The 16926-nt window shown below is 69.1% G+C and carries 24 protein-coding genes; 11 read left to right on the top strand and 13 right to left on the bottom strand.

Translation table 11 applies throughout. The features are described from left to right. Positions 1–10: 10 nt before the first annotated feature. Positions 11–667: a 3'-5' exonuclease gene (locus ACFPOE_RS03545; RefSeq protein ID WP_376848613.1), complete on the top strand. Its 657-nt coding sequence runs from the start codon at positions 11–13 to the stop codon at positions 665–667. A 7-nt stretch (positions 668–674) separates the two neighbouring features. On the opposite strand, the gene ACFPOE_RS03540 is transcribed toward ACFPOE_RS03545, so the two are convergent. Then, a complete protein-coding gene (locus ACFPOE_RS03540; RefSeq protein ID WP_376848612.1) occupies positions 675–1040 on the bottom strand; it encodes a DUF4148 domain-containing protein in 366 nt (121 codons plus the stop codon). 118 nt (positions 1041–1158) lie between these two features. On the opposite strand from ACFPOE_RS03540, the gene ACFPOE_RS03535 reads away from it, so the two are divergent. Next, positions 1159–1557 (top strand): DUF2177 family protein, encoded by a 399-nt coding sequence (locus ACFPOE_RS03535; protein WP_376848611.1) that lies wholly within the window; start codon positions 1159–1161, stop codon positions 1555–1557. Here ACFPOE_RS03535 and ACFPOE_RS03530 read toward each other — a convergent pair. From ACFPOE_RS03530 to minC, 4 genes are read right to left on the bottom strand one after another with little or no spacing between them, the layout of a single operon-like run. Then, a complete protein-coding gene (locus ACFPOE_RS03530; protein ID WP_376848610.1) occupies positions 1554–2042 on the bottom strand; it encodes an SRPBCC family protein in 489 nt (162 codons plus the stop codon). The two genes, ACFPOE_RS03535 and ACFPOE_RS03530, sit on opposite strands and share 4 nt — an antisense overlap. A gap of 46 nt (positions 2043–2088) precedes the next feature. Continuing rightward, positions 2089–2352: a cell division topological specificity factor MinE gene (minE, locus tag ACFPOE_RS03525; protein ID WP_376848609.1), complete on the bottom strand. Its 264-nt coding sequence runs from the start codon at positions 2350–2352 to the stop codon at positions 2089–2091. 1 nt (position 2353) lies between these two features. Then, positions 2354–3169, bottom strand: a complete 816-nt coding sequence (minD, locus tag ACFPOE_RS03520; protein ID WP_376848608.1) for a septum site-determining protein MinD — start codon at positions 3167–3169, stop codon at positions 2354–2356. Between the two features lie 19 nt (positions 3170–3188). Beyond that, positions 3189–3926: a septum site-determining protein MinC gene (gene minC / locus ACFPOE_RS03515; RefSeq protein ID WP_376848607.1), complete on the bottom strand. Its 738-nt coding sequence runs from the start codon at positions 3924–3926 to the stop codon at positions 3189–3191. Between the two features lie 166 nt (positions 3927–4092). Between minC and ACFPOE_RS03510 the strand changes: the two genes are divergently transcribed. Both ACFPOE_RS03510 and ACFPOE_RS03505 read left to right on the top strand, forming a co-directional pair. Continuing rightward, positions 4093–4539: a hypothetical protein gene (locus ACFPOE_RS03510; RefSeq protein ID WP_376848606.1), complete on the top strand. Its 447-nt coding sequence runs from the start codon at positions 4093–4095 to the stop codon at positions 4537–4539. Positions 4540–4557: 18 nt separating this feature from the next. After that, positions 4558–4929 carry a nuclear transport factor 2 family protein gene (locus ACFPOE_RS03505; protein WP_376848605.1) on the top strand — a complete coding sequence of 124 codons (372 nt, stop codon included), beginning with the start codon at positions 4558–4560 and terminating at the stop codon, positions 4927–4929. On the opposite strand, the gene ACFPOE_RS03500 is transcribed toward ACFPOE_RS03505, so the two are convergent. From ACFPOE_RS03500 to ACFPOE_RS03480, 5 genes are read right to left on the bottom strand one after another with little or no spacing between them, the layout of a single operon-like run. Next, positions 4926–5525 carry a UdgX family uracil-DNA binding protein gene (locus ACFPOE_RS03500; protein ID WP_376848604.1) on the bottom strand — a complete coding sequence of 200 codons (600 nt, stop codon included), beginning with the start codon at positions 5523–5525 and terminating at the stop codon, positions 4926–4928. The two genes, ACFPOE_RS03505 and ACFPOE_RS03500, sit on opposite strands and share 4 nt — an antisense overlap. 11 nt (positions 5526–5536) lie before the next feature. Next, positions 5537–6214 (bottom strand): TIGR03915 family putative DNA repair protein, encoded by a 678-nt coding sequence (locus ACFPOE_RS03495; protein ID WP_376848603.1) that lies wholly within the window; start codon positions 6212–6214, stop codon positions 5537–5539. A 1-nt stretch (position 6215) separates the two neighbouring features. Next, on the bottom strand, positions 6216–7244 hold the full coding sequence (locus tag ACFPOE_RS03490) for a lysylphosphatidylglycerol synthase domain-containing protein (protein WP_376848602.1): 1029 nt from the start codon (positions 7242–7244) through the stop codon (positions 6216–6218). Next, the gene (gene clsB, locus ACFPOE_RS03485) at positions 7241–8485 is read right to left on the bottom strand and encodes a cardiolipin synthase ClsB (RefSeq protein ID WP_376848601.1); all 1245 of its coding nucleotides are present in this window, start codon (positions 8483–8485) and stop codon (positions 7241–7243) included. The genes ACFPOE_RS03490 and clsB overlap by 4 nt, the downstream gene beginning before the upstream one ends. A 10-nt stretch (positions 8486–8495) precedes the next feature. After that, positions 8496–9260, bottom strand: a complete 765-nt coding sequence (locus ACFPOE_RS03480; protein ID WP_376848600.1) for an endonuclease/exonuclease/phosphatase family protein — start codon at positions 9258–9260, stop codon at positions 8496–8498. A 210-nt stretch (positions 9261–9470) separates the two neighbouring features. Between ACFPOE_RS03480 and ACFPOE_RS03475 the strand changes: the two genes are divergently transcribed. Continuing rightward, positions 9471–10025, top strand: a complete 555-nt coding sequence (locus ACFPOE_RS03475; RefSeq protein WP_376848599.1) for an acyloxyacyl hydrolase — start codon at positions 9471–9473, stop codon at positions 10023–10025. 10 nt (positions 10026–10035) lie between these two features. Here ACFPOE_RS03475 and ACFPOE_RS03470 read toward each other — a convergent pair whose 3' ends face one another. Then, the gene (locus tag ACFPOE_RS03470) at positions 10036–11106 is read right to left on the bottom strand and encodes a flavodoxin family protein (RefSeq protein ID WP_376848598.1); all 1071 of its coding nucleotides are present in this window, start codon (positions 11104–11106) and stop codon (positions 10036–10038) included. 172 nt (positions 11107–11278) lie between these two features. Between ACFPOE_RS03470 and ACFPOE_RS03465 the strand changes: the two genes are divergently transcribed. Next, a complete protein-coding gene (locus tag ACFPOE_RS03465; RefSeq protein WP_376848597.1) occupies positions 11279–11593 on the top strand; it encodes a hypothetical protein in 315 nt (104 codons plus the stop codon). A gap of 125 nt (positions 11594–11718) precedes the next feature. Continuing rightward, the gene (locus tag ACFPOE_RS03460) at positions 11719–12213 is read left to right on the top strand and encodes a hypothetical protein (protein ID WP_376848596.1); all 495 of its coding nucleotides are present in this window, start codon (positions 11719–11721) and stop codon (positions 12211–12213) included. 74 nt (positions 12214–12287) lie between these two features. Here ACFPOE_RS03460 and ACFPOE_RS03455 read toward each other — a convergent pair whose 3' ends face one another. After that, on the bottom strand, positions 12288–12800 hold the full coding sequence (locus ACFPOE_RS03455; protein ID WP_376848595.1) for a Spy/CpxP family protein refolding chaperone: 513 nt from the start codon (positions 12798–12800) through the stop codon (positions 12288–12290). A 241-nt stretch (positions 12801–13041) separates the two neighbouring features. Here ACFPOE_RS03455 and ACFPOE_RS03450 point away from each other — a divergent pair, with 241 nt between their 5' ends. Next, positions 13042–13383, top strand: coding sequence for a hypothetical protein (locus ACFPOE_RS03450; RefSeq protein WP_376848594.1), 342 nt, complete (start codon positions 13042–13044; stop codon positions 13381–13383). A 6-nt stretch (positions 13384–13389) separates the two neighbouring features. Here ACFPOE_RS03450 and ACFPOE_RS03445 read toward each other — a convergent pair whose 3' ends face one another. Further along, positions 13390–13959: a DUF4337 domain-containing protein gene (locus ACFPOE_RS03445; RefSeq protein ID WP_376848593.1), complete on the bottom strand. Its 570-nt coding sequence runs from the start codon at positions 13957–13959 to the stop codon at positions 13390–13392. A gap of 160 nt (positions 13960–14119) precedes the next feature. Between ACFPOE_RS03445 and ACFPOE_RS03440 the strand changes: the two genes are divergently transcribed. From ACFPOE_RS03440 to ACFPOE_RS03430, 3 genes are all read left to right on the top strand, one after another. Further along, a complete protein-coding gene (locus ACFPOE_RS03440) occupies positions 14120–14608 on the top strand; it encodes a tripartite tricarboxylate transporter TctB family protein (protein ID WP_376848592.1) in 489 nt (162 codons plus the stop codon). Positions 14609–14620: 12 nt separating this feature from the next. Then, the gene (locus ACFPOE_RS03435; protein WP_376848591.1) at positions 14621–16132 is read left to right on the top strand and encodes a tripartite tricarboxylate transporter permease; all 1512 of its coding nucleotides are present in this window, start codon (positions 14621–14623) and stop codon (positions 16130–16132) included. A gap of 86 nt (positions 16133–16218) precedes the next feature. Beyond that, positions 16219–16926 (top strand): response regulator transcription factor, encoded by a 708-nt coding sequence (locus ACFPOE_RS03430; RefSeq protein WP_376848590.1) that lies wholly within the window; start codon positions 16219–16221, stop codon positions 16924–16926.

Genomic DNA, 16926 nt, shown 5'->3' with positions numbered 1-16926 from the left:
GCTTGGTGCCTTGACCACCGTCGCCGTCATCGACTTCGAGACCACCGGACTGTCGCCCGCCATGGGCGACCGCGCCACCGAGATCGCCATCGTGATCCTGGAGGGCGAGCAGGTGGTGGACCGCTACCAGAGCCTGATGAATGCCGGCGTGCGGATCTCGTCGTTCATCGAGGCCTACACCGGCATCAGCAACGAGATGATCGCCGCCGCGCCGCAGGCGAGGCAGGTGATGGACGAGGCCAGCCGCTTCGTCGCCGGCCGGCCGATGGCGGCGCACAACGCCTCCTTCGACCGGCGCTTCTGGGCCGCGGAACTGGAGCGCATCGACCGGCCGGCCCCGGAGCCGTTCTGCTGCACGCTGCTGCTGTCGCGGCGGCTCTATCCGCACGCGCCCAACTACCGGCTGGGCTCGCTGGCGGCCTTCCACGCGCTGCCCACGTCGGGGCGCGCGCACCGGGCGATGGCGGATGCGGAAGTGGCCGCGGCCCTGCTGGGGCGCATCCGCGACGACCTGCGGATCCAGTTCAAGGTGCCGGAGCCCCGGCACGAACTGCTGATGAAGTTGCAGGCCTGCAGCCGCAAGGCGGTGCCCAAGGCAATCGAGAAGCACCTGGCCGGGGAGTCAAGCCAAGCCGAAGGGTGTCACCCCGGGGCAAGCCCGGGATGACAGCCTTTTACTGCGCGTTGGTCTGCGGCTGGCCGGCCAGCGTGGTGCCGGCGTTGCGGACGCGGTACTGCGCCAGGTAGGCCGAGCCGCTGTCTTCGCTGTTCAGCGCGGCGACCTGGTCGCGCGAGTTCACGTATTGGGCGGTGACTTCGGCGCGGGTGGTGCCGCTCTTGAAGCTGCGCAGCGGGTTGTACTGGATCGACCAGGGGCTGGTGCCGGACTGCTTGAACTGGCCCAGGTCGGCCTGCACTTCGGCGCGGGTCCTGGCGGAAACGAAGGGTGTGGTGTCGACCGTGATGTCGTCGGCGAAGGCATTGCCGGCAACGGCGGTGGCGGCAAGGACGAGGGCGGTAGCGAATTTGCGGGAAATCATGATGAGACCTTTCAGTGGCAGTGAGTGAACCGTTTGTGTTCCGGTGCATTCAATGTAGGTCTGCGCTCTTAGGCCACAGTGACGGCTTCGTTAGGCGGGAATTAGCTACAGTCGGACCATGACACGCTACCTCCTGGCCTATGCGGGCACCTTCGTTGCACTGGCTGCGCTCGACTTCCTCTGGCTCGGCGTGCTGGCCAGGAGCTTCTACCGCGAGGGCATCGGCCACCTGATGGCGCCGGCGCCCAACCTGGTCGCCGCGGCCGCCTTCTACCTGCTGTATCCGGTCGGCCTGGTGGTGTTCGCGGTGCTGCCCGCCGGCGGGGACTGGCCGCGCACGCTGGCGCTGGGCGCGCTGTTCGGGGCGTTCTGCTACGGCACCTACGACCTCACCAGCCTGGCCATCCTGAAGGACTGGCCGCTGCCGGTGACGCTGGTGGATATCGCTTGGGGGGCGGTGGTGAGCGCGGCCGGGGCATCCGCCGGGGCCTGGGTGCTGCGCTGGCTGGTGCGCTAGGACAGCACGCCGATGCGGCGCGTGAACAGTTCCTTGTCCAGCGTTGCCAGCATCTTGATCCAGCCGTTGCGCGTCTGCTCTTCGAACTGGTGTGCATAGCGGCTGTCGCCCATGTCGTGCGTCAGCCTCAGTTCGCAGGAGCCGATCCCCTGCGGCGCGATCTCGATGGTGACGCGGGTCGGGTCGTCGGTGTAGGGCGGAACGCTGAAATCGAACACCAGCCGGCGCGGCCGGTCGATTTCCACGTAGGTGCCGCGGTGCTCGGCGTCGAACACGCTCTCGTCGCCGTCCGAATGGGGCCGCCGGTCCGTCACCGTGAAGCCGCCGCCGACTTCGGGCTCGATCTCGCAGCGCAGGATGTTGCCGGTGCGGGTGGCGAAGAAGAAGCGGCTGGCCAGCGACGGCGTCAGCCAGGCATCGAACACACGCTCCGCCGGGACGTTGAACCGGTGCGTGACCTGGACCAGGAGGGGAGCTGCGCTCATTGGGCTGTTATCCCCGGCCTGCCCGCCGCTGTCAAGGCCCGGGCCGCTACTTGGCATCCGGAAGCTCGATTTTGACCTCCAGCACCTCCAGGTTGTCCTGGCGCTCCAGGTGCACCTTGATGTCGTTCGGGTTGATCTTGATGTAGCGCGAAATGACTGCCACCAGGTCGCGCTGTAGCGCCGGCAGGTAGTCCGGCTCGGCCGCGTTGCGGCCGCTGCGCTCGTGCGCCAGGATGATCTGCAGCCGCTCCTTGGCGACGCTGGCGGTCTTCTTCTTCTCGCCCAGCAGGAAGGACAGGAAAGAGCCCACGTCAGCGCCCCCCGAAGATGCGCTTGAGGAAGCCCTGCTTCTGGGCGTCGACGAAGCGCATCGGCTTGTCCGCGCCCAGGAAGCGCGCCACCACGTCCTTGTACGCTTCCGAGACGTCGCTGCCCTTCATGTGGACCGCCGGCGTGCCCTGGTTGGAGGCCTGCAGCACCGATTCGCTTTCCGGGATCACGCCGATCAGCGGGATGCGCAGGATGTCCTGGATGTCCTCCAGCGACAGCATCTGGCCCTGGTCGACCCGGCTGGGGTTGTAGCGGGTGATCAGCAGGTGCTCCTTGATCGCTTCCTTGCCCTCGATCGCGCGCTTGGTCTTGCTCGACAGCATGCCCAGGATGCGGTCCGAGTCGCGCACGCTGGAGACTTCCGGGTTGGTGACCACCAGTGCCTCGTCGGCGAAGTGCATCGCCATCAGGGCGCCGGTCTCGATGCCGGCCGGCGAGTCGCAGACGATGTACTCGAAGCCCATGGCGGCCAGGTCGCCCAGCACCTTCTCCACGCCGTCCTTGGTCAGGGCATCCTTGTCGCGGGTCTGGGAGGCGGCCAGCACGAACAGGTTGTCGCACTGCTTGTCCTTGATCAGCGCCTGGTTCAGGTTGGCCTCGCCCTGGATCACGTTGATCAGGTCGTACACCACGCGCCGCTCGCAGCCCATGATCAGGTCCAGGTTGCGCAGGCCGACGTCGAAATCGATCACCGCGGTCTTGTGGCCGGCCAGCGCCAGCCCGGATGCGAAGCTGGCGCTGGTGGTGGTCTTGCCGACCCCGCCCTTGCCGGAGGTGACGACGATGATTCTTGCCATGGGGAAGGGGTCCTTGGGGTTAGGTCTTGATCGGGTCCATCACCAGCTTGCCTTCGGCGCCGCCGACCAGGCGCACCTGGGTCGGCCGCGACAGCACGTCGGCCGGCAGCGGCACTTCGCTGGTCCGGTACACGCCGGCGATGGAAATGAGTTCGGGGTCCAGGCACAGCGAAAAGATGCGGGCCTGCGTGTCGCCGCGGGCGCCGGCGATGGCCTTGCCCCGCAGCGGCGCATAGACGTGGATGTTGCCGTCGGCGATCACCTCGGCGCCGGCGTTGACCATGGCCATCACCACCAGGTCGCGGCCGCGGGCATAGACCTGCTGGCCGGAGCGCAAGGGCTTGTCGATGACCATCGCGCCGCTGGGCACCGGCTCCGGCGCCGGCTCCTCGGCGCGTTCGGCCGGCGCCTGGCGCAGCCCCGCCAGCACGGCCTCGGGCGCGGCGGCCAGTCCTGCCGCCTGCGCCGCCTGCATCTGGGCCGCGCCGCCCCCTTTCACGGCCAGCGGCAGCAGCCGGTATTGGCGCAGCAGGGGCAGCAAGCGCGCGAAATCCGGCACTGCGCCGTCCGGCAGCGGCGCCAGGTCGATCACCAGCGGGTCGTGGTCGAAGAAGTCGGGGATGTCGCCGAAACGGACCGCCAGTTCGCGGGTCAGTTCGGCCAGGTCGGCGGATTTGAGCAGCAGGGCCACCAGGGGCAGGGTCGCGCTCTTGATCTCGAACGTGGCAGGCGTGCGGCCTGCGATGGCAACGGTCATTGAAGGGTACTGCGGCAGCCGGGGAACGAGAGGGAAAACGCGGCGAATCTTAACAGCCGGGCAGTTGAGCCGGCCCTGTCCTACACATTCTGTTGCCCATTGACGCTAGGGCATTTCCTGCGCAAGCTCACACTGACTGAGCATTCGCATCACCTGGAGAACTGCCATGCGCTTCAACCATCGTTCCCCGTATCACTGGCTGGTCGTCGCGATCGTCGCCCTGGTCGCGCTTCTGACCTTCGGCCGTGCCCACGGCCAGGGCACCGGCGCCGCGGCCGCCTTCGAGGGCCGGCCATCGCTGGCCGGTGCCCAGGGCGGCCTCGGGGCCCAGGCCGGCATGCCGCAGGGCGGCATCGGCGTGCAGGGCAACGAGGCGGCGCAGCGGCAACTGAAACTGCGCAAGCCCAGCGGCCTGGACAGCACGCCCGCCACCCCCGGCGCCGCGCCGCCGGTCGCCGCGCGCTCGGACGTGACCCTGGTGCCCAGCAAGGACCAAGTCGCGCGCGAGGTGCGCAGCCCCACCCGCACCATCAAGCGGGCGGCCAAGCGCACGCTGCAGCGTTCACGCACCGGGGTGGGGGGCATCGACGCCGCCGGCAACGCTTCCAAGTGAATGGGACTACAGTCACCCATGCAAGACACAAAACCCACTGACGCCGCCCTGAGCGACGTCGTTCGTGCCTATTTCGGCGCGTACGAAAGCGAAAACCGCGACGCCGCCGAACTGCTGCTGGCCGAGGGGTTCACCTTCACCAGTCCCAACGACGACGCGATCGACCGCGCCACCTACTTCGAACGCTGCTGGCCGCAGGGCGACGCCGCCCGCGACCAGACCATCGAGAAGATCGTGGTGGAAGGCGACAAGGCCTTCGTGACCTACAACTGCGCCACCGGCAACGGCAAGAGCTTCCGCAACACGGAGTTCTTCACCTTCACCGGCGAGCAGATCGCCAGCGTCGACGTCTATTTCGGCCCCGCCTACCAGGACGGCGTCATCGTCTAGAGCAGCTTCTTCGCCTGCGCCAGGTCGCGGGCGAACTGGGCGAAAGCCTGGTCGCGGTCCCCCGGCGGCACCCGCAGCAGCGCCGACGGATGCAGCGTCACCAGCACCTGCAGGCCGTCCTCGCGCGCCAGCCAGCGGCCGCGCTCGGCCATCACCGGCACCGGGCGCCCGAGCAGGGAGCGGGCTGCGGTGGATCCCAGCGCCACCAGCGCCAGCGGCTTGACCAGCGCGATTTCATCTTCCAGCCAGTGCAGGCAGGCCGCGGCCTCGCGCTGCGTCGGGCTCTTGTGGATGCGGCGCTTGCCGCGCAACTCGAACTTGAAGTGCTTGACCGCGTTGGTGACGAACACGCGGTCCCGGGCGATGCCGATCTGCTCCAGCGCCCGATCCAGCAGCCCGCCGGCCGGACCGACGAAGGGGTGGCCTGCCAGGTCCTCCTTGTCGCCGGGCTGTTCGCCCACCAGCATCAGCGGCGCCTGTTTCGGGCCTTCGCCGACCACCGACTGGGTGGCGAATTCGCCGATCGGGCATTCGCGGCAGCGCATGGTCCGCACCTTGAGCTGCGCCAGCGTGCTGATGCCATCCGGGCCCGGCACCGGTCGGCTCCTCAGGTGCTGTCGCGGCCGCCGAAGATGCCGCTGTAGCCGGCCAGCAGGAAGGCATCGTCCGGATGCGGGACGTGCGCCGGCGCCCCAGCCACGCCCGGCCCGAACTCCAGCCGCTCGCTGGCCGGCGTCCAGCGCACGCTGCGCTCGGGCGTGAGGATGGCCCAGCGCTGCTGGGCGAAGCGGCGCACGAACCAGGGCGCCGCCGCCTCCAGGATATGGTGCGACGGCTCGAACCAGCCCAGGTGCAGGGGCGAGTCGCCGTTGTTGTCCTCCAGCGGCTTGAAGCGCAGGAAGGCCTTCATCTTGTGCAGGTCGCGCCGCACCGCCTGGCCCATCTGCTGCGCCGCCAGCATGTCGGGGTCGATCGGGTCGCTGCGCAGCCCCGGCTCGTGAACCAGCCGCCACAGCAGCCGGTAGAGCAGCGCGAAGCGGTCCGGGTCGCGGTGCAGCACGACGATCTCGCACAGCCGCAGGAACGACGCCGGGACGATGGCCATCGCTGCCCGCGGCACGTGCTTCGAGCCCCTGGCGTCGGCCGGCACCACTTCGGCGAACTGGTCGGCGTTGTCGGCCGTGCGCCAGTCCACCTGGTCGGGCGGCACCTGGTGCGCCAGCAGCGAGCGCGCCTCTTCGCGGAAGCCCGCCAAGTCGGTTTCGCTGGCCAGGCGGGCTTCCATCTCAGGCCGCCGCTTTCGCGTCGCCGGTGCGCAGCGTGCCGCGTTTGGCCCGCAGCTCGAACACCAGGTACATCGCCGCGGCGACCAGCGTCGGCACGATGTAGTAGAGCGCCCGGTAACCCAGCAGCGCGGCCAGCAGCCGGCTCTCGGGAACCACGTGCGACAGCAGCGCGACGAACACGAACTCGAACACGCCCAGCCCCGCCGGCACGTGGGCCACGACGCCGGCGATGGCCCCGACCAGCAGCACGGTGAGCACGTCGGTGTACGCCACCTTCTGCTGCAGCAGCACGTAGACGATGCCGGCCATCAGCATCCAGTTGATGCAGGAGACCGCCATCTGCACCAGGGCCATGCGCCAGGGCGGCAGGTAGATCTCGTGGCCGCGCACGGTCCAGCGGTGGTCGCCCATGCGCACGCAGGCCACGATGTAGGCGCCGGAGATCGCGACCAGCAGCACGCCGACCCACTGCAGTCCGTGGTTGCCCATGTGCCAGGCCGGCGGCAGCACCAGCGGATGGAAGATGAACAGCAGGCCGGCCAGCAGCTTGTAGCCCAGCCAGTTGGTCAGCATGCTCATCGAGACGATGCGGGTGATCACGCCCTTGGCCAGGCCGGCCTGCGAATACAGCCGGTAGCGGAAGCCCACGCCGCCCACCAGCGAGCCGATGGTGAGGTTGAAGGCGTAGCTGATGAAGTTGATCGTCATCACGATCGGGGTCGGCAGGTTGTGGCCGGTGTAGCGCCGCCCGAGCAGGTCGAAGCAGCTGTAAAGCAGATGGCTGGCCACCGCCAGCGCGATCGCCGCCAGCAGCGCCGGGCGTGGCGTGTCCTTGATCGAGCTCCAGACGTCCTGCCAGTCCACGTGCTGGGCGTAGCGCCACAACAGCGCGGCGACGGCGCCGAAGAACAGCAGCGTCGTCGCCCGCTTGGCCCAGGGCCACCAGCGGCGGTCGGACAGGCGGGCCCGCTTGCGCCGCTCCGGGTTGCCGGCCGCCAGGTGCGGGTTGCTCAGGGCCTGGGCATTCATTGCGCCTGCCTGGCCCGTGGCTGCGGGGTGGTTGCCGCCGCGATGTCGTCGATCATGGCGGGGTGCAGCCGCGGCACGTGGCGCGGCAGCCACCTCGCCCAGCGGTGGTAGCGCCGGATCATGTGGAACGCCAGGTAGCTGCGCAACAGCTTCCAGCCGCTCAGGTCGCCTTCGTGCTGGATCTGGGTGCAGCTGTTCGACATCAGGTCCTGCAACCGCTGGGTGAGCCGCTGGTTGAACGCGCCGTCGCGGATCACGACGTTGGCCTCGAGGTTCAGCGACAGGCTCAGCGGATCGAGGTTGCTGGAGCCGACCGTTGCCCATTCGTCGTCGGCCACCGCCACCTTGCCGTGCAGCGGCCGGTCGGTGTATTCGTAGACCTTGACGCCGCCCTTGGTGAGGTAGCCGTACAGCATGCTGGCCGCGGTCTTGACGATCTTCATGTCCGGCATGCCCTGCAGGATCAGGTTGACCTCGACGCCGCGCCGAACCGCCTTGCGCATCTCCTTGATCAGCCGGTAGCCCGGGAAGAAATAGGCGTTGGCGATGATGACCCGCTTGCGCGCCGCCCGGATCGCGATGCGGTAGTGGCGCTCGATGTCGTTGAGGTGGTCGCCGTTGTCGCGGGTGACGAAGATGCACTCGGCGCTGCCGGCCGGCGGCAATTCCTCCGGGGTGCTGCGCAGCTGCTTGCGGCGGCGCCACCACTGGCGCTGGCGCTGGTGGCGCATGCCGGCGGCCAGGGCGCCATGGGTGAAGCGGTGGATCTCGGCCACCAGCGGGCCGCGGATCTCCACCGAGAAATCCTGCTTGGCCTCAGGACCGAAGTCGCCCAGGTGGTCGGCCGAATAGTTGATGCCGCCGACGAAGGCCACCTCGTTGTCCACCACCACGATCTTGCGGTGCAGGCGGCGCAGCAGGCTCACCCGGGCGCCGAGCACGGTCTTGCCCGGCTCGAAGATGTGCAGCCGGACGCCGGCCTGGCACAGCGAGGAGATGAACTCGGTGGACAGGTCGGGCGAGCCGAAGCCGTCCACCGTCACGTCCACCTGCACGCCGCGGTTGGCCGCCGCCAGCAGCGCTTCATGCAGCTGCAGGCCGACCTTGTCCTCGAACAGGATGAAGGTTTCCAGCACCACCTCGCGCCTGGCGCCGGCGATGCGCTCGAACACGGCGGGGAAGAATTCCTCGCCGTTTTCCAGCAGCCGGATGGCGTTGCCCTCGATCCACTTGCCGCTCATGGTCCGGCCTTCAGAGGTGGATCTCGGCCACCAGCGGCGCGTGGTCCGACAGGTGCGACCAGGGCTTGCGCGGCAGCACCACCGGCAGGTGCACCGAGGCGTTGCGCACGAAGATGCGGTCCAGCGAGAGGATGGGAAAGCGCGCCGGGAAGGTGCGGGCCGATTCGCCGTAAGCCGCCACGAACACCTCGCGCAGGCCCACTTCGCGCTCCAGCACGGCGGCGGCACGGCGCCGCCAGTCGTTGAAGTCGCCGGCGACGATCAACGGCGCGTCGTCCGGCACCTCGCTGCGCACCATCTGGCACAGCAGGTCCAGTTGCTGCTCGCGGTGGCTTTCCGCCAGGCCCAGGTGCACGCAGATGGCGTGGACCTCGCTGGCCTGGCCTGGCACCGCGATCACGCAATGCAGCAGGCCGCGCTTTTCCGGCCCGGCGATCGACACGTCGTGGTTCTGGTAATGGACGATCGGGAACTTGGACATCACGGCGTTGCCGTGGTGGCCCTTGGGATAGACCATGTTGCGGCCGTAGGCGAACTGGGGCCAGATCTCGTCGGCCATGAACTCGGCGTGGGGCGTGTCGGGGTGGTCGTGGCCGGTGCGGCCCTTGGTCTCGATCGTGCCCATCACCTCCTGCAGGAACACCAGATCCGCGCCCACCTTGCGCACGGCGTCGCGCAGTTCGGGCAGGATGAACTTGCGGTTGAAGGTGGTGAACCCCTTGTGGATGTTCACCGTCATCACGGTCAGCGGCGGTGTGGCCACGGTCTCGGTCATGTTGTCTTGGGCTCGTTTTCGGGGGAGACTTTTTTTACGTCCGGGGTCTGCGGGGGGGTGTAGGACGCGGCGCAGAGTTCTTGTCTGTCGTGATGCGGACAGATCGCGCAGCTGCCCTGGTGCACGCCTCCTGTAGGACGCCATCCATTTCTCCTTGACTGGCCCATCGGCATGTACCCAAACGCAGGTTCATTGCGCACACTCCGCGCGATGCAATCCAGACACATCCATCTCCGGTCGCTGGCGCTTGCCGCCGCCGCGCTCGCCATCGCCCTGCCCGCTGCCGCCGACGGTTGGCGGCCGGCCGGCTATTACGTGCAGGCCGGGATCGGCGACAAGAGCACCTGGGACGCCAGCGTCGGCCTGACCTGGCCCTGGGCCTGGAAGGGCAGCCTGCTGGGGACGCAAGTGGGCGGCCTCACCGAGGCCTACGTCGCACACTGGGATGCACCGGGCGCCGACGGCGGGCGGCGCGGCTTCGTCCAGGTCGGTTTGGTGCCGATGTTCCGTTTCCGCTTCGCCCAGGGCGGCTCGCCGTGGTTCGCCGAAGCGGGGATCGGCATCTCGACGATGAACCGGCACTTCGAAACGCCGGAAAAGCGCTTCACCACCGCCTTCAACTTCGTCGACGTGCTCGGCATCGGCCGCAGTTTCGGCAATGGCCAGGAGATCGGCGTGCGGGCGCAGCACGTCTCCAACGCCGGCATCCGCAGTCCCAACCCGGGCCAGAACTTCCTGCAGCTGCGCTACGGCGCGGCGTTCTGAGCGGCGCGGCTCATTTCGGGCGCGGCGCCGCCAGGTCGGCGCCCGGGTCTTGCAGGGCGCCGGCGCGCAGCAGGCCCACCGCCGCGGCCACCGAGCGCGCCACGTTGCGCACTTCCTCCTGCACCGCGGTATCGGCGTCGAGCGCCTCGTGGCTGCTGGCATAGGGCGCGTAGTAGCCGATGTAGCGGTCCAGCCGGGCCTTCGCGCCGGCATCGACCAGACCCATCCAGTCCAGCCAGTCGCACAGCGCGCGGCGCGAGCCTTCGATGCCGGCCACGTCGCCGTGCACCACCACGCCATAGGTGCGGCCGGCCAGGTGCTTGGGGTAGTCCCAGCCCTTGAGCTCCAGCGCCTTGGCCTCCTCGGGCTTCTTGCCGTGCGTGGTGGTCGGGTCCGGGTTGCCGCCGTCGGCGCATACCAGCCGGTCGATCATCAGCTTGAGCGGGCTGGCGACCTGGTACCAGTACACCGGCGTCATCAGGATCACGCCGTGGGCCGAGACCCAGCGTTCGTAGATGTCGGCCATCCAGTCGCCGGTCTGGCGCTCGGCGTGGTTGGGATAGCAGCTGCAGGGCCAGTGGCACAGCGGCATGGCGGTGGACACGCAGCCCTTGCAGGGATGGATGTGCAGGTCGTAGCTGGAGGTGACGAGGCTCAGGTCGAGGACGTCGACCTCGATCGCCGCCGCCTCCAGCACCTGCCTGGCCAGCTGCACCAGCCGGAAGGTCTTGGAGATCTCCCCCGGACAGGTGCCGTCGTTGCGCGAGGAGCCGCACACCAGCAGCACCCGCGACGGCGAGGCCGGCTCGCCCCAGCGTTGCTGCGCGGCGATCAGCTTGTCGCGGGTGGCGCGCCATTCGATCGACAGGTCGTAGTCCGGGTCGGCGAAGCCGGGCCCGGCCTTGGCGGTGCGCGGCGCCTTGCGTCCCTGCTGGTAGGCCTGGAAGGCGATCTCCTCCAGCCGGCCCAGCGCCGCCGATTCGGCCTGGTAGGCCGGGTCGTAGAACGACTGCATGAAGCGCAGGTGGAACTCGTTGCGCGCGAGGGGGGCCGGCGCCTGGCCTTTGCGGACGGTGCTCATGCGTCCAGTTTAGGAGCCGCGTGCGTGCCGTGCGGGCGCCGGGCCAGCTCGCGCCGGCGTCCTACAAGGGGCCCGGCGGCCGTCCGATAACGCGCCCTCTGCCGGCGTCTAGATTGGGTCATCGGCTGTCACACCGGGGGGAACGCAAATGGGTCATCAGGGATTCGCTGTCATGCTGCTGCTGTCTGCCGGCCTGTGGGCCGGTGCAGCGCAAGCGCAAGCTCAGGTACCGGCGGCCGACGCGCTTGCCGCCGCCAACGCCACCTCCAACGTGCCCCCGCGTTCCGGCGAGGCCAGCACCATGACCAACGGCGTGCCCAACCTGCTGACTTCCAACGTGCAGCCGGGCGAACTGGGCATCCAGAGCCGGCTCACGGTGCGCAAGAAGGCGGCCCCGGCGTATGCGGGCGACCCGGCGCTGAAGCTGATGGGTGCTTCCGGTCCGATGCGGCCGGTGCTGATTGCGCCTCCGCGCACCGAGCCCTGAGCCGGCGCGTAGGGGCAGGTCCTACAGCCCTGCCCGGGCTCGTCCGATAGTTCGGCGCCGCCGCCGCACCTAAGGTTGCGCCAAGCCCCGACTCCCGGGGTCCTCGATCTCAAAGGAATTTGAATATGAAGAAGCTTGCATTGACCTCCATCGCACTGGCCGGCCTGATGGCGCTGGGCGCGGCAAACGCCCAGACCGCAGCCGGCACCTCCAACACGCCGCTGCAGGCCGGCGAGGCAAGCACCGTCACGCAAGGCGCGCCGAACGCGGTGACCACCAACAGCACCGTGTCGGAAGCGCCGACGCTGAGCAAGAGCGAGATCCGCGAAGACGCGCAGGGTCGCAGCAAGGCCAGCGCCTCCACCCGTTCGCCGGGCCGCGCCGGTGAGGCCACCACCATGGTCAAGGGCAACCCGAACGCCAACCCCGACTCGCCCATGCTGACCAAGAGCAAGTCCGAACGCCGGATGGAAAAGGAAATGAAGAAGGCCGAGCGCCGGCAGGCCCGCGAGATTGCCGTGATGGGCCAGAAGGGTGCCCAGGCCGGAGCCGAAGCGGGCACGCCGCCGAACTCGCCGGCCGGCAACCCGTCGGTGTTCAAGGGCGGCACGCCCCAGTAAAACCGGCGTCGCCACGAAAAAGGCCTGCGCTTGACGGCGCAGGCCTTTTTTTCTGCTTCGGGCAGGGCTGCGGGTCAGCGGCCCCAGCCGTGGCGCTCGCCGCGGCCGCCTTCACGCTCGCCGCGGCCACCATGGCCGTGGCGCGTGGTCACCACGTCGAACACGCGCTTCTGGGTCGGGTTCAGGGTGGCGTAGAAGGCCTTGGTGGCGTCGGCGCGCCGGTCCGCCATCGCGTTGCGTTCGGCGCGCAGTGCCCGCATGCGGTCGATCCGCTCGGGCGTCGACAGGTGCTCGAGCTCGGCGCGGTCCGGCCGCTTCCAGTTGGCCGGCGGCTGCATCGCCGCGGTCCAGGCGGACCAGGCGCCTTCCTGCGCCGCGGTGATCTGCAGCGTGTCCTTCAGCTTGGCCATGCGCTGGGCGTGGCGCTGCTGCCGGAACTGCTGCATTTGGGCAGGGTCGGGGCGCTCCATCCGCTCCATCCGGCCAGGGCCGCCGGGCGGCGGGCCGGGCGGCATCTGGGCGACGGCGGCGAAACCGAGGCCGGCCAGCATCAGGGCGGCGATCAATTGCTTGGGAGAATGTGTCATGGTTTCCTTCCTTGGAGACAACGGGCCCGGGTCGGGGAACAGGCTCAGGCTGGAGGCAAGTTTGGGCAGCGCATGTATCGCCGCCATGGCTCTGCGGTAGCGATTGTGTAAAGCCTTTGGGCCCGCCGCGGGCTCAGCCGTTGCCGGCCCGTGCGTCCCTTCCTACAGCCGTTTGCCCCCTCGGGCCACAAGCCTTGCGCGGGGGCCCGGTCACCATCGCGCCAACATCAAGGAGACTTCCATGGGGATCCGATCGCTTGCTCCGCCGGCCCTGGCGGCCGCCGCGTTGCTGGGGGCGGCCGCTGCGATGGCCCAGACGGCAGCCCCGCGCGTGACCGACGTCGGGCCGCCGCCGGCCGAAGAGCGTGACAGCGCCGGCGCGGTGCTGCTGGAAAAGTCGCCGGTGCCGGCGCAGCGCAAGGCCTTTGCCGAGTCGGCCGCCCGCACCGGGGTGGTGTCGGTCGGCCGCGGCGTGATGCGCGCCACCACGCGGGCCCGGACGGCGGCGGCGCTGGCCAGTGCGCGCCAGGCCGAGGCGGCCGAATTCAGGCGCCGCGGCGCCGGCGCACTGACCGGGGACTGAGCGCGCTCAGCTCAGGAGCCGGGCCAGCAGGTCGGGGTGCAGCTTCCAGCCGGCAAGCCCGGCCAGGCCCATCACGGTGCCGAAAGCGGCCGGCACCATCGACAGGCCGAACAGCCACCAGATCTGCGTCAGCGAGGCGATGGCGAGCAGCGCGATGGCGATCGCGATGGCCGCATCCGACAGGTCGAACTGGTCGTCGCGGTAATTGAGCGTGTCGTAGGTCTGCTGGTCGGCCTGGGCCGACTGGCGCAACTCCTCCTTCTTGGCCGCCTGGTCGGCGGCGATCTTCTCGTACTGCGCGATCGCGGCGTCCACCTGCGGGCGCAGCGCCGGGGTGCTGGCGGCCGCCTGCAGGCGCAGCTGCACCAGGGTGCCCTTGGCCACTTCCTCGCGCAGGTTGCGCGCCTGGTAGAACGACCAGTGATCGAGCTTGTCGGCCTGCGCCTGCTGCATGGCCTGCACGATGTTGTCGTCCTTGACCTTGCACACGCCCATCAGCGTGCTGAGCAGGGCCACGGAGATGGCGACGGCGGTATTGAGCCTGGACGGGCTGCTGCTGGTTTCGACTGGGTCCACGGTACGCTCCAAGAGTGCTGGCATCATGCCTGCCCAGGCTGAGCGGCGCCTGAGGGATTCTGAACACCGCCTGACCACGCGGCTAGGTAGAAGCCACTGTGGTTTTCGCCGGGCGGCGCCCCAGAATCGTCGTTCCCGCAGTTGCATCGAGGAGGCAGGCGTGCAGATCAAAAGCCACAAGGATTTCTTCTCGGGCCTGCTGTTCATCGGCATCGGGATCGCGTTCGCGTGGGGCGCGACCACCTACAACGTGGGCGAGGGCGCGCGCATGGGCCCGGGCTACTTTCCGCTGATGCTGGGGATCGTGCTGGCGCTGATCGGCGCGGTGGTGCTGTTCACCTCGCTGGTGGTGGAAGTCGAAGGCGGCGACGCGGTCGGCCAGTGGGCCTGGCGGCCGCTGTTCTTCATCATCGCGGCCAACCTCGCGTTCGGCGTGCTGCTGGGCGGCCTGCCGTCGGTGGGCGTGCCGGCGATGGGGCTGATCGCCGCCATCTATGGGCTGACCGTCATCGCCAGCATGGCCGACGGCCGCTTCCACGGCCGCCACACGCTGATCCTGGCCACCGTGCTGGCGGTGGGCAGCTACCTGGCCTTCATCGTGCTGCTCAAGCTGCAGATCCAGGTCTGGCCGTCCTTCATCACCGGCTGAGGAGGACACGCGATGGACCTGCTTTCCAACCTGGCGCTCGGTTTCGGCGTCGCCTTCACGCCGATCAACCTGCTGTACGCCTTCATCGGCTGCATGCTGGGCACGCTGATCGGGGTGCTGCCCGGCATCGGCCCGGTGGCGACCATCGCGATGCTGCTGCCGGCCACCTATGCGCTGCCGCCGGTGTCGGCCCTCATCATGCTGGCCGGCATCTATTACGGCGCGCAGTACGGCGGCTCCACCACCGCCATCCTGGTGAACCTGCCGGGCGAATCGTCCTCGGTGGTCACCTGCATCGATGGCTACCAGATGGCGCGGCAGGGCCGCGCGGGACCGGCGCTGGCCGCGGCCGGCCTGGGATCGTTCTTTGCCGGCTCGGTCGGCACGCTGATCCTGGCGGCGTTCGCGCCGCCGCTGACGGAGCTGGCCTTCAAGTTCGGCCCGGCCGAGTACTTCTCGCTGATGATCCTGGGCCTGATCGGCGCGGTGGTGCTGGCATCCGGTTCGCTGCTCAAGGCGATCGGCATGATCGTGCTGGGCCTGCTGCTGGGACTGGTGGGGACCGACGTCAATTCGGGCGTGGCGCGCTACAGCTTCGACATCCCGGAGCTGACGGACGGCATCGGCTTCGTGGTGATCGCCATGGGCGTGTTCGGCTACGGCGAGATCATCAGCAACCTCTCCACCCACGAGGACGACCGCGAGGTGTTCACCTCCAAGGTGACCGGCCTGTGGCCGACCAAGGCGGACTTCAAGCACATGACGCCGGCCGTCCTGCGCGGCACGGCGCTGGGCTCCGCGCTCGGCATCCTGCCCGGCGGCGGCGCCTTGCTGGCGGCCTTCGCGGCGTACGCGCTGGAAAAGAAGATCAGGATGAAGCCGGGCGAGATCGCCTTCGGCAAGGGCAACATCCGCGGCGTGGCCTCGCCGGAATCGGCCAACAACGCCGGCGCCCAGACCTCCTTCATCCCGCTGCTGACGCTAGGCATTCCGCCCAACGCGGTGATGGCGCTGATGGTGGGCGCGATGACCATCCACAACATCCAGCCCGGCCCGCAGGTGATGACCAGCAACCCGCAGCTGTTCTGGGGCCTGATCGCCTCGATGTGGATCGGCAACGCGATGCTGGTGATCCTGAACTTGCCGCTGATCGGCATGTGGATCAAGCTGCTGACGGTGCCCTACCGCTTCCTGTTCCCGGCCATCGTGCTGTTCTGCGCCGTCGGGGTCTATTCGACCAACAACAACACCTTCGACGTCTGGATGGTCGGCGCCTTCGGCTTCATCGGCTACCTGTTCGTCAAGCTCGGATGCGAGCCGGCGCCGCTGCTGCTCGGCTTCATCCTCGGCCCGATGATGGAGGAGAACCTGCGGCGGGCGCTGCTGCTGTCGCGCGGCGACTGGAGCGTATTCGTCACCCGCGGCCTGTCGGCCGGGCTGCTGGCGGCCGCCGCCCTGCTGCTGGTGATCGTGCTGTTGCCGGCGGTCAAGAGCAAGCGCGCGGAAGCGTTCGTCGAGGAATGATGCTGCCGCCCCAACCCCTTGTCCCGGGCCGGCGCCGGCCGATGCTGGCCCGCGCCCGTCACCAGCCTGCCTGAAGGACCGGAGCCATGCGCATCCTGCTGGTCGAAGACGATGACGTGCTGCGGGACACCGTGTCGCGCAGCCTGCGCGACCGCGGCCACACCGTCGACGTCGCCGCCTCCATCGCGGCGGCCCGCCAGGCCTGGCGCGGCAAGAAGCTCGACGCCATCCTGCTGGACCTGCGGCTGCCCCGGACCGCGGCGCAGCGCAGCGGGCTGGGCAGCGGACTGAAGCTGCTGCAGGAAATGCGCGGCGCCGGCGACCGCACCCCGGTGCTGGTGCTGACGGCGCACGACCGCACCGAAGACCGCATCGCGGGCCTGAACGCCGGCGCCGACGACTACCTGGGCAAGCCCTTCGACCTGGACGAAGTGGAGGCGCGGCTGCGCTCGCTGCGGCGCCGGGTGCAGGCCGCCGACGAGCGCACCACGCTGGGCGCCCTGACGCTGGACCGGCTGGGGCGGCGCTTTTCCTATTGCGGCCAGTCGCTGGACCTGCCGGCGCGTGAATTCGAGGTGCTGTGGGAGCTGATGACGCCGCCCGGCCGGGTGGTCAGCAAGCGCGAACTGGCGCAGCGACTGTCGCAGCCCGAGGAGCCGCTGGCCGACAATGCGCTGGAGGTGTTCGTCTCCAAGCTGCGCAAGCGGCTGGCGCCCGGCGACGTCTCGATCCGCACCCTGCGCGGGCTGGGTTACTCGGTGGAGGAAATCCCGTCGCTGCGGGCCAAGGGCTGA

The organism is Caenimonas terrae (genome assembly GCF_042655405.1).
Lineage (GTDB): Bacteria > Pseudomonadota > Gammaproteobacteria > Burkholderiales > Burkholderiaceae_C > Ramlibacter > Ramlibacter terrae_A.
The sequence above is the reverse complement of the archived record's forward strand: the minus strand, read 5'-3'. Positions and strand labels throughout refer to the sequence as shown.